Below are 11,521 nucleotides of genomic sequence, written 5' to 3'. Positions count from 1 at the left end.
TTCCCTACATTGTTTTTTTGAGTGCTCTACTTAAGGTTATTTTAGTTGTGTAATAGGCCGGATATATTCCAGTTAGAAGTGTAAATACTATTGCAAGTCCCGGGTAAAGAACCCATTGATGCCATCTGAAGATAAACCGTACTGGCTCAGAAAAGGTGACTTGGTTGAATTCAACTCCAGAATAGTCAACACCATAGATTGCCAAGGCCCCACCAATAATCAGCGAAAGAATGATACCGGCCAATGCGGCCCCAACTCCAAGTCCTAAAGTTTCAGAGAACATCATCAAAACTAAATGTTTATTTTCAGTACCTAGGGCCCTGGCAACTCCATATTCAAAAATTCTCTCAAATATTGCCATAAATAAGGCGTTCGTAATAATTAACGACATGAGGATCATCATGATGATTCCAATAATTCCCATCGACATTTTTGACATATCCATGATCGCTGCGATTCCTGGATTTATTTCTTTCCAACCACGGGCCTTATATGTTGAGGTTGAGTGTTTTTTCCAAAAAGGATCCGCAATAGATTGCAAGAGAAAAGGATTGCCTAAATTGAGAACGATTTCATGGAAATTGTCTTTTAGATTTAAAAGTTCTTGCAACTTTTTGATATGAAGAAATCCCAAACTATCAGAAACAGAATGAGTACCGCCTATGTACATGATGTCCTGTCTTATCTCTCCTGTATTAATGTCTGTCGTCGTCAAAACAATTTTTTCTCCAACCTGTGAACCTAGTTTTTGTAAAATCAAGGGGGGTAGGAAAATCTCAGAAAGATTTTCACCAGGACTTGTTTGATCAAATTTATTGCTTAAACTAGTCGTTTGAAATTCTGTCTTAGGATTAATTCCAATTAGTGATAAGTTTCGTGCGTTGCGAGCACTTGCAACCATCCCTAAACTATAGACACGTTTTGTCCAACTTTTGATTAACTTATCTTCATTTAATTCTTGTTCAAGCTTTTCACTATTGATGATAAAGTTTTCAGACTGAGGATTTTCTATATACTGTAAAGAATGAATTTGTCCATGACCAAGCACTCCAGATGTTGCTGTTTTTACCATGTTTAGCGACATGCCTTCCATGAAGCCATCACTTACGATTAATCCAGTTACAGCAACACTTATGGCCGCCATTGTAAGAAAGCTTCTACGTTTATTTCGGAAAAGATTTCTTAGACCCATTTTAAAAAAAATCATCTAAACCTCCCTCATCGCTACAACTGGAGATATTTGAGTGATTCGAAATGCAGGGTACAGACTTACTACAAATGTGCATAGTGAAACAATGATAAAAGGTGATAGAAAAACATTGAGGTCAATTTGGGCATACATACCAGTCATATACATTCCGCCATAGCTAATAGGCTGTGCAAAACTGATTCCAAATTTTTGAAAGTAAAAATTGATAAGAAATGAAATAAAAAAGGCAAAAAAACAACTGATGACCGCTAGAATCTGCCCTTCTAAAATGATTTGAAAAATTAAATGCAAAGGAGTCGTTCCAATCGCTTTCATCACTCCAAACTCTCTTGTTCTTTCTAAAGTAGACATTAATACAGTATTAAGTATCCCCAAAGAAACCACGAGCATTATAATCAAATAACTTATACGATTGCCTTTTTTATCTATTTCCATTGCCTTGAAAAATTCTTTTTCAACCTCTTGCCAAGGGCGGACAATATTATTTTTACCCGGAAAGAAAATTTTAGAGAAATGTTGAGAATCTTTTATATTTTTAAGTTTCACTGCATACTCGTGAATTTTGTCTGATGAGTAGAAATTTTGAGCTGAATTCATATCCATATATATTCTATAGTCATCTATTGAATTTCCATCACTTTCGCAAATGCCTTTAATAATAAAAATATCATTGGCCATCGATCCATCAGCACCTTGTGAAAAAAGCACGATTTCATCATTGAGGTTTACTTTTAGTATCTGCGAAATTTTTTTGCCTATAAGGACTTCATTATTTCCGATTGAAGTTGTCCACTGGCCTTGCTCAATTCTTTTTTCAATATTGGTGACTTTTTTTTCTCGCTCCCAGTTTAAACCCCTGACTTCTGCTCCTACTGTTTTGTTTCCAATAAAGGCCAGAGCTCCTGAAATAAAACGAGGAGCAAAAGAATCAACTTCTTTACTGTTAAGTAAATCTTGCTCTAATATTTTAATACTATTTACACCGTCATGAATGAGTTCACTTTGTGGATAATTCTTATTTTGAATTTTGACGTGGCCAGTGTCTTGAGAAGTAAAAAAATTTATTATACCAGAATACGAACCTTCTACTAACGCTAGCGAAAATGAAATCAGTACATATCCACCTATCATCATTAAAGCTGTTAATAATGTTCGTCTTCTTTGTCTTAACACATTTCGAAAGGCAATTTTTAAAAGCATCATCTCCTCTTTTGCAAATTGCTTCTTGTAAAGGTTTCTGGAGGAATAGGTGGATTAAAGGATATATTTTCATAGGTAATTGTCGTTTTATGACCGGTCTTTTGCTCTGTGTGAGGAACAATTTCAAGTCTCACCGGTATTTCGCGTCCATCTACATTTTTAACATCAAGAAAACTCATCGTTCTTATAATGGTATTTTTCTCATCATAAAAAAATTGTTTTCTTGGTATCAGTCTTTTTTTATCAATGACAATCTCAATTTTTCCCCATATCGAAATTGTTTGCTCCTTTGGAGTTAACTCGATTAAATATTCTTCGTCATTTTCAATTTTTAGCTTTGCGTTGTAATCATCCAGATATGTGTTTTCTTTGACCAAGTCATCATTTGTTAAATCAGATCCCATCCAAGACCCCATCATCATAGAGGGTGGAACTTTCATCACTTTATTTATTTTTGGAAAATAATTCCACATCTCATTATCACGTTTAAGAGTAGAAATTCCCTGATCTTTTTTAGGAGAGTGTATGGTGACAAAAGTAAGTTCAAGTCCCTTGGTCCAAATTGTCATGTTTAAGGTTCTTTGCCAGTTTGGAGTTTCTATTTTCATGGATATATTTGAAATACTTGTTTGGGCCCTATAAAGTTGGTCAACTTTATTTAAGATACTCGCAATGTCTACTGCATATGTTGATTGAGTAAATGTAAGGAGAGTTAATAAAAGAAATCGATTAAAACATTGCGTTGCATTTTTCATAATAACGCGATCCTTAAAAAAAAGCTAACACTTGGTGATGACGAAATGTATTGCTTAATGATAAATAGTATTTTCATATCAAAAGTTTAAACTGCAGGATTCAGATTGAAAAGAATTCTAGTTTAATTTTAATAACCCGTTAACAGGTTGAAACGATCTATGATTAAAGTAAAGAAAGGTCTGGATTTGCCTCTTCTTGGTTTTCCCAAAATGACTATTGAGAATGCAAAACCCGTAACTAAAGTTGCTCTGCTTGGACCAGATTATGTAGGTATGAAACCTACCATGAATGTTCAAGTTGGAGATGAAGTTAAAATTGGACAAGTGCTGTTTGAGGATAAGAAAGTGCCAGGTGTTCTTTTTACTTCTCCTGCTGCTGGTAAAGTTCTAGAAATAAATCGAGGAGATAAAAGAGCATTTCAGTCTATTGTTGTTGAAATATCATCTGATGAAGGAGCAATAGAATTTGACAAGCACCAGTCCTTAGATTCAATAAGACCCGAAAAAATTAGATCCCAACTCATAGAAAGTGGACTATGGACGGCCTTTAGAACACGGCCATATTCCAAAAGTCCGGGCGTAGATACTTTGCCAAATTCTATTTTTATCAATGCTATGGACACAAACCCATTGGCCGCTGATCCGGAAGTAATTTTAAGACAATATAATGAAGACTTCTCTAACGGAGTAAAAATACTCTCTAAAATAGGTCAGAAAAATACTTTTGTTTGTGTATCAAAAAAAGAAAAACTATCCTTAAACGATTTAAAAGATGTGAAAGTTGTTGAGTTTAATGGACCTCATCCTGCTGGTAATAGTGGAACTCATATGCATTTCTTAGATCCTGTGAGTTTGAAAAAAACCAATTGGTCAATCAATTATCAAGATGTCATTGCTGTTGGAAAACTTTTTACAACAGGTCAGTTGTGGACTGAAAGAATTGTTGCAGTGGCCGGCCCGAAAGCAGTTTCTCCAAGACTGCTTAAGACAAGACTAGGGGCCAAGATTTCAGAAGTTATTAATGGTGAGGTAAAAGCAGGTGACAATAGAATAATTTCTGGATCACCACTTAATGGACATCTTGCTTCAGGCCCTTTTGATTATTTAGGTCGATTTAATAATCAAATTTCTATCCTGGAAGAGGGGAGAGAGAGAGAATTTCTTGGTTGGCAAATGCCTGGTTTAGATAAATTCTCTGTTCAAAGAACATTTGTCTCGAAATTATTTCCTGGAAAAATGTTCAATCTTACCACTGATCGTAATGGCTCTTTTAGAGCAATCGTTCCTGTAGGGTCATATGAAAAAGTCATGCCTCTAGATATTCTTCCAACTCAACTTCTTAGAGCTCTTATAACAAATGATACTGATCTTTCACAGTTGTTGGGTGCTTTGGAGTTAGATGAAGAAGATCTTTCATTATGTACGTTTGTTGATCCTGGAAAGATAGACTACGGGCCAATACTCAGAAAAATTTTAACAATTATTGAGAAGGAAGGATAAGGATAATGAAGTTCATAAGAGATTTCCTTGATGGCCAGCATGCAAATTTCGCCAAAGGCGGTAAATTTGAAAAGTTCTATGCAGTCTATGAAATGATAGATACTTTTCTTTATACTCCAGGTGAGGTTACTACTGGAAAAACGCATCTTCGCGATGGGTTGGATTTAAAACGTTTAATGACAACTGTTGCTGTCGCACTTACACCTTGTATTTTGATGGCCATGTATAATACTGGACTACAGGCCAATTCAATTATGCTGAAACAAGGGATTTCAGAAATTGCAGGATGGAGAGGACAAATTTTTGCGGCCCTTGGGTTAACGCCCGATCCCCTAAGCATTTTTTCTTGCTTTATCCATGGAGCACTTTATTTTGTTCCTGTTTTCCTCGTAACAAACCTTGCTGGTGGATTTTGGGAAGCATTATTTGCGACTGTTAGAAAGCACGAAATAAATGAAGGCTTTCTCGTAACAGGTCTACTTTTCCCTCTCACTCTCCCTCCTACAATTCCATTATGGCAAGTTGCAATTGGAATTAGCTTTGGCGTTGTTTTCGGTAAAGAAATATTTGGCGGAACAGGTAAAAACTTTTTAAACCCTGCACTCACCGCCCGAGCATTTCTCTTTTTTGCCTATCCTGCGGCCATTTCAGGTGATGCCGTTTGGACCGCCGTTGACGGATTTACTGGCGCGACTTCTCTTGCTCAAGCTGCAGTAGGTGGAGCAAGTGCAATAACTGTCACTTGGAAAGATGCTTTTCTAGGATTAATTCCTGGTTCAATGGGAGAAACTTCTACTCTTGCCTGTTTGTTTGGGGCCTTTTGGTTGGTTTTAACTGGAATAGGTTCATGGAGAATTCAACTCTCAACCCTTTTGAGTATGTGTGTATTTGCTTATTTGCTTAATACAATTGGAAGTACGACAAATGCCATGTTCTCACTACCGGCCTATTGGCATCTAGTACTAGGTGGATTTGCTTTTGGGACAGTTTTTATGGCCACAGATCCTGTCAGTGCTTCGATGACATTTAAAGGCCAATATTTTTATGGAGCATTAATTGGTTTCATGGTTATTCTCGTTAGAGTTATTAATCCAGCTTTCCCTGAAGGGATGATGTTGGCCATTCTCTTCGGAAATATCTTTGCTCCATTAATTGATTTCTTCGTTATACAGAGTAACATTAAAAGAAGGGAGTTTAGAAATGCCCAATGATAGCGTTAAAAAGACAGTCATTGTCGCTGCGGCATTGTGTATTGTCTGTTCAATTTTAGTTTCAGGGGCGGCCGTAATTCTTAAACCCTTACAAAACGAAAATAAAATTTTAGATGTTAAGAAAAATCTTCTGATGTCTGCCGGGCTTATACAGGGAAAAACCAGCAAGGAAGAAATTCTTGAACAATTTAAGAAGGTAAAAACGATTGTGATCGACCTTTCTACGGGAGCTCCTGCAGAAGGTATTGATCCTGAAACTTTTGATCAGAGAAAAGCTGCTAAAGATCCTAAAATGTCCGTACAAATCCCAGGAGACAAAGATACGGCCAGTATTAAATCTAGAAGCAAATTTTCAAAAGTTTATCATGTGATGGATGGAGATCAGATTAAAATGATTGTTCTGCCTGTTCATGGTAAAGGATTGTGGTCTACCCTTTATGGCTTTCTCGCTCTTGCACCTGACACGAGAACAATCAAAGGTTTTGGTTTTTATGAGCATGGAGAAACTCCTGGTCTTGGTGGGGAAGTTGATAATCCAAACTGGAAAAAATCTTGGATTGGAAAATCTGCTATCAATAATAATAATTTTCCTGCGATTGAAATAGTTAAAGGACAAGTTGATCCAAATTCACCGACGGCCAATTCAAAAGTTGATGGCCTCTCTGGTGCAACGATAACAAGTAGAGGTGTTCAACATCTTCTACATTACTGGTTAGGCGAAGATGGTTTTTCCAAATACCTTGCTTATTTTAGAGCAAACAATGGAGGGATGTAGAAATGAGTCAGTTAAAAAAAGTTGTTTTTGAGCCCCTCTTTAACAATAATCCCATTGCTTTACAAATTCTGGGAATTTGTTCAGCCTTGGCCGTTACAACAAAATTAGAAGCGGTTCTTGTCATGTCGTTGGCCGTTACAATGGTAACAGCACTTTCAAGTATGTTTGTTAGTATCATTAGAAACCACATACCTTCTAGTATTAGAATTATCGTCCAAATGACAGTTATTGCTTCTCTCGTTATCGTGACGGATCAAATCCTTCGAGCATTTATCTATGATGTTGCAAAAAGTATGTCTGTGTACATTGGTCTCATCATTACAAACTGTATTGTTATGGGACGAGCTGAGGCCTACGCTATGAAAAATGGCCCCATCATGAGCTTTTTTGATGGTATTGGAAATGGGCTAGGGTATAGTTTTGTACTATTATTTGTAGGATTTTTTAGAGAACTCTTAGGAAGCGGAAAAATCTTAGGTTTTGAAATTATGCCACTAACTAATAATGGCGGTTGGTATCAACCAAATGGTCTCATGCTTTTATCACCAAGTGCTTTTTTTCTGATTGGTCTATTTATTTGGGCATTAAGAACTTGGAGAAAAGATCAAGTAGAGTCGGAGAATTAGGATGGAACATTATTTAAGCTTATTTATTAAATCAGTATTTATAGAAAACATGGCACTCGGCTTTTTCCTCGGGATGTGCACCTTCTTAGCAGTTTCTAAAAAGGTAAGTACATCAATTGGCCTTGGGATTGCTGTTATTTTTGTACAGGTCATTACAGTACCAGCAAATAACTTAATCTATAACTATTTCCTTAAGGCAAATGCTCTAAAGTGGGCCGGTCTTGAGGGAATTGATCTCTCATTTCTAGGACTCATATCTTATATTGCTGTTATTGCTGCAATTGTGCAAATTTTAGAAATGGGACTAGATCGATTTTTTCCTCCTCTCTACAACGCTCTTGGAATTTTTCTTCCTTTGATTACTGTAAATTGCGCAATCTTAGGGGCTTCACTTTTCATGGTTGAAAGAGATTATACTTTTGGAGAGAGTGTCGTCTTTGGTCTTGGTTCTGGTTTTGGATGGGCCCTTGCAATTATGGCCTTGGCCGGAGTGAGAGAAAAATTAAAATATTCTGATGTTCCTGCTGGACTTCGCGGTTTAGGCATAACCTTCATTACTGTTGGACTTATGGCCATCGGATTTTTAGCTTTTTCAGGAATACAACTATAATTAGAAAAGTGAGCATATAATGAATGAAATTTTACTCGGTGTTGGTATGTTTACGGCCATTATATTGGCCCTTGTTGCCATCATCTTGATTGCCAAAAGCAAACTTGTTCCAAGCGGAAATGTAAAACTTGTTATTAATGGTGAAAAAACAGTAGAAGTGCCCTGTGGAGGGAAACTTTTAAATGTTTTGGCCGATCAAAAACTTTTTGTTTCCTCTGCCTGTGGTGGTGGTGGAACTTGTGGCCAGTGCAAAGTTAAAGTCCATGAAGGTGGTGGTGAAATTTTGCAAACTGAACTTTCACATATCTCAAAAAGAGAAGCAAAAAAAGGCGAAAGGCTTTCATGCCAAGTAACAGTAAAGCAAGATATGAAAGTCGAAGTTGAAGAATCTGTTTTTGGTGTCAGAAAATGGCAGTGTAAAGTTCGCTCAAACAATAACGTTGCTACCTTTATTAAAGAACTTGTCTTAGAATTACCTGCCGGAGAAAGCGTTCCTTTCAGGGCCGGAGGCTATATTCAAATCGAAAGACCTGCAGGTCTATCAATTGATTACAAAAATTTTGATGTTGCACAAGAATATCGAGAAGATTGGGACAAATTTAATATTTGGCAATACAAATCTAAAGTGGATGAGGAAACCATTAGGGCCTATTCAATGGCAAATTATCCAGAAGAAAGAGGAATCATTATGCTAAACGTGCGTATTGCTTCTCCTCCACCTCGATTGCCCAACGTTGAACCTGGGAAAATGTCTTCTTTTATTTTTAATCTGAAACCAGGTGATGAAGTTACGATTTCAGGGCCATTTGGAGAGTTCTTTGCTAGGGAAACAGAAAAAGAAATGATCTTTGTTGGAGGTGGAGCAGGTATGGCCCCAATGAGATCGCACATATTTGATCAACTAAAAAGATTAAAGACTAAACGAAAGATGAGCTTTTGGTATGGTGCACGTTCAGTTCGTGAAATGTTCTACGTCGAAGATTTTGATTCCCTTCAAAATGAAAATGAAAATTTCAAATGGCATTGTGCTTTATCAGATGCACTGCCTGAAGATAATTGGACAGGTTATAAAGGATTTATACATCAAGTTCTCTTTGATGAATATTTGAAGAATCATCCAAGCCCAGAAGATTGTGAGTACTATCTTTGTGGACCTCCTATTATGAATAAATGTGTAATTGATATGCTCATTTCTTTAGGGGTAGAAAGAGAAGATATTATGCTAGACGACTTCGGCGGTTAATAGGTTAAGTATGAAAAATTGGGCCTTTGGCCTAGCTTTAATATCCGTTTTAAGTTGCAATAATACAGATTTAATTCATTTGAAAGGTCGTACCATGGGTACGACCTATAATATAAAGTTTAAAAAATCTGATAAATCAACTCGAGAAATTCAAGATGCAATTGATCAAAAGTTAGCAGACATAAATAATGTCATGTCCACTTATATTGAAAATTCTGAACTTTCCCGCATCAATCAGAGTCTACCTTCTCAAAGATTATCAATTTCTTCAGAGCTCTTTGCTGTCTTGCAAATGTCCAAAACGATATTTGAAAAAAGTGATGGGGCCTTTGATATTACAGTTGGGCCTTTAGTTAATTTATGGGGTTTTGGCCCGCAAAAAAAAATCGGGGCACCAAGTGATAAAGAAGTTTTGGAGACATTAAAATATGTGGGGATGAATAAACTTGAAATAAATGAAAATTTTTTGATAAAAAATCATCCCAAACTTTACATCGACCTCTCGGCCATTGCTAAGGGATATGGGGTTGATCAAGTTGCTAATGTCTTGCATAAGCAATTTGATATAAATGATTTTATGATTGAAATAGGTGGTGAAATGTCACTGCGAGGATTTAATAATAATCGTAAGTGGAAAATTGCTATTGAAAAACCAAGTACAATAAATAGGGATCTTCAACGAATTTTAGAAATAAGTGATATCGCGATTGCAACATCTGGAAGCTATAGAAATTTTTTTAAGTATAAAGATAAAACTTATTCACATACTATTAATCCCCATAGTGGATATCCTGTTAAACATAAACTAGTTAGCGTCACAGTTTTGGATACTCATTCGTGTATGAAGGCCGATGCTTGGGCAACGGCACTTAGTGTGTTAGGTCCTGATCAAGGTTTTGAACTGGCAACGAAACTAGGAATTGCGGCCTACTTTCTCTATGAAAGTGCTGGTCAAATTGTGTCTTCGCAAACTCCCGCATTTTCAAACGCTATCCAATGATGTAAGTTACGTCCCATGAAGATATTTATATTAACTCTTGGCGTATTTATATTAACAATCATTGCAATGGCATTAGGAGTGATTTTCAGTAATCGCAATCTGAAGGGCTCTTGTGGAGGGCTTGGCAAAATCATGGGGGAGGACTGCATGTTTTGTGAAAAAAAAGAAGAATGCGACAAAAATAAATGGTACAAACGTGGTGAAAAGGCCCCTGAAGAAACAAAAAGTTTATTAGATTTTGTAGAGTAATCTTAAAAACGTCTAAAGAGTAAATTTCTTGAGAAGAAGCTTTTGACAAACATAAAAGATCTTTTTAATGCCATGTCCAGATTCTCTAATATGCAATTTACGTCTAAGATTTCTGGATGACCGAGCATCTTGAACTTTGCTAATTTCTCTTTCAAATACCTCATAAGAAAAATAGTCTTGAGCGAGGAAGTTTTTTAGTAATTTCTGCCAATCAACCTTCTCATGAGAGAGAATCTTCATAAGATTATAGTTAAACATATCTATTCGACTCATTTTCATATTGAAAGGAATTAGCTCCATCAATTCAATTATTTCAACGAACTGATCATATGTATGAGGGATAATATCGAATTTCATTGTAAGTTCTTTATTTCGGGCAAAGTCATTTATGAATTTATTAATATGAAAATCTTGAATTTCTTTAGGGGCGTTAAAAAAGATTTCAAGAAGTAATGCGCTAAATCCTTCTTCACTTAGTAATCTTGGATTGATCGACTTTCCTTCTTTTTGAGATTTATGCAATCTGTCCATGTCCTTGTGATTACTTAGACCATTGCCTAAAAGAAGTTGCAGTTCAATTTTAGGAAGTAGCTCACGACTAACTTGAAATTTATTAAGAGCAGCTTCTAATGCCTGATTTCTTAAAACATTTTGGAATTTTTTGATATCTTCTTTAGAAGTCGATTCATTTATCACAAAAATAAGGTCAATAATATCTTCATTATGAATGCCAAGATAAATAAGATCATAGAAAGTTTTTTTATACTTTAAATCCATTAGATACTCATAGAAGCCTTCAGCATCCTCTATATTCGCATCATGATTTCTTAAAAAAAGCTCATATCGATCATAAGAAGTTGACCATAATTCTTGCGTATAAGGGTGCTTCCAAATTCGTTTTAAGATTTTTTGCCTATCATCTAGAAGGTGATTTTTACTTTTTTGCTTAAGTATAATCCAGTTTTCGTTTGCACTGGTGATGTTAATGAATATTAAACTGAGTAGTATGCTATGTATAAGTATTTTCATGGGAAATTGTTATCCTCGAGTTGAGTAAAAAAGTCAATTGGGAGCATTGCTGAAAATAAATAAAAATGTAATAAGTAGAAGAGTAAATAAAATTTATTATCTTAAATACCGTT

12 protein-coding genes are annotated in these 11,521 nt (G+C 35.9%); 8 read left to right on the top strand and 4 right to left on the bottom strand.

From position 1 onward, the window contains the following. Positions 1–4: 4 nt before the first annotated feature. The 3 genes from H6622_06230 to H6622_06220 are packed head-to-tail and all read right to left on the bottom strand — an operon-like array spanning position 5 to position 3,165. On the bottom strand, positions 5–1,207 hold the full coding sequence (locus H6622_06230; GenBank protein ID MCB9061099.1) for an ABC transporter permease: 1,203 nt from the start codon (positions 1,205–1,207) through the stop codon (positions 5–7). Then, on the bottom strand, positions 1,208–2,410 hold the full coding sequence (locus H6622_06225) for an ABC transporter permease (protein MCB9061098.1): 1,203 nt from the start codon (positions 2,408–2,410) through the stop codon (positions 1,208–1,210). Beyond that, positions 2,410–3,165 (bottom strand): outer membrane lipoprotein-sorting protein, encoded by a 756-nt coding sequence (locus H6622_06220; protein ID MCB9061097.1) that lies wholly within the window; start codon positions 3,163–3,165, stop codon positions 2,410–2,412. Before H6622_06220 ends, H6622_06225 begins: the two co-directional genes overlap by 1 nt. Positions 3,166–3,324: 159 nt before the next feature. On the opposite strand from H6622_06220, the gene H6622_06215 reads away from it, so the two are divergent. Genes H6622_06215 through nqrM form a run of 8 tightly spaced genes read left to right on the top strand, consistent with a single transcriptional unit; the run spans position 3,325 to position 10,379 of the window. Continuing rightward, a complete protein-coding gene (locus H6622_06215; GenBank protein ID MCB9061096.1) occupies positions 3,325–4,665 on the top strand; it encodes a Na(+)-translocating NADH-quinone reductase subunit A in 1,341 nt (446 codons plus the stop codon). 5 nt (positions 4,666–4,670) lie between these two features. After that, a complete protein-coding gene (locus H6622_06210) occupies positions 4,671–5,876 on the top strand; it encodes an NADH:ubiquinone reductase (Na(+)-transporting) subunit B (protein MCB9061095.1) in 1,206 nt (401 codons plus the stop codon). After that, entirely contained in the window at positions 5,866–6,651 is a 786-nt protein-coding gene (locus tag H6622_06205) for a Na(+)-translocating NADH-quinone reductase subunit C (protein MCB9061094.1), read from the top strand. Before H6622_06210 ends, H6622_06205 begins: the two co-directional genes overlap by 11 nt. 2 nt (positions 6,652–6,653) lie before the next feature. Further along, positions 6,654–7,277, top strand: coding sequence for an NADH:ubiquinone reductase (Na(+)-transporting) subunit D (locus H6622_06200; GenBank protein MCB9061093.1), 624 nt, complete (start codon positions 6,654–6,656; stop codon positions 7,275–7,277). A 1-nt stretch (position 7,278) separates the two neighbouring features. After that, positions 7,279–7,887: an NADH:ubiquinone reductase (Na(+)-transporting) subunit E gene (gene nqrE / locus H6622_06195; protein MCB9061092.1), complete on the top strand. Its 609-nt coding sequence runs from the start codon at positions 7,279–7,281 to the stop codon at positions 7,885–7,887. A 19-nt stretch (positions 7,888–7,906) separates the two neighbouring features. Continuing rightward, positions 7,907–9,130: an NADH:ubiquinone reductase (Na(+)-transporting) subunit F gene (locus H6622_06190; GenBank protein MCB9061091.1), complete on the top strand. Its 1,224-nt coding sequence runs from the start codon at positions 7,907–7,909 to the stop codon at positions 9,128–9,130. Between the two features lie 10 nt (positions 9,131–9,140). Continuing rightward, on the top strand, positions 9,141–10,130 hold the full coding sequence (locus tag H6622_06185) for an FAD:protein FMN transferase (GenBank protein ID MCB9061090.1): 990 nt from the start codon (positions 9,141–9,143) through the stop codon (positions 10,128–10,130). 15 nt (positions 10,131–10,145) lie between these two features. Continuing rightward, positions 10,146–10,379 carry a (Na+)-NQR maturation NqrM gene (nqrM, locus tag H6622_06180; protein ID MCB9061089.1) on the top strand — a complete coding sequence of 78 codons (234 nt, stop codon included), beginning with the start codon at positions 10,146–10,148 and terminating at the stop codon, positions 10,377–10,379. Between the two features lie 12 nt (positions 10,380–10,391). Here nqrM and H6622_06175 read toward each other — a convergent pair whose 3' ends face one another. Further along, on the bottom strand, positions 10,392–11,408 hold the full coding sequence (locus H6622_06175; protein ID MCB9061088.1) for a hypothetical protein: 1,017 nt from the start codon (positions 11,406–11,408) through the stop codon (positions 10,392–10,394). Positions 11,409–11,521 lie beyond the last annotated feature (113 nt).

This window comes from Halobacteriovoraceae bacterium, from assembly GCA_020635115.1.
Lineage (GTDB): Bacteria > Bdellovibrionota > Bacteriovoracia > Bacteriovoracales > Bacteriovoracaceae > JACKAK01.
This window is presented reverse-complemented; position numbering and strand designations above follow the sequence as displayed.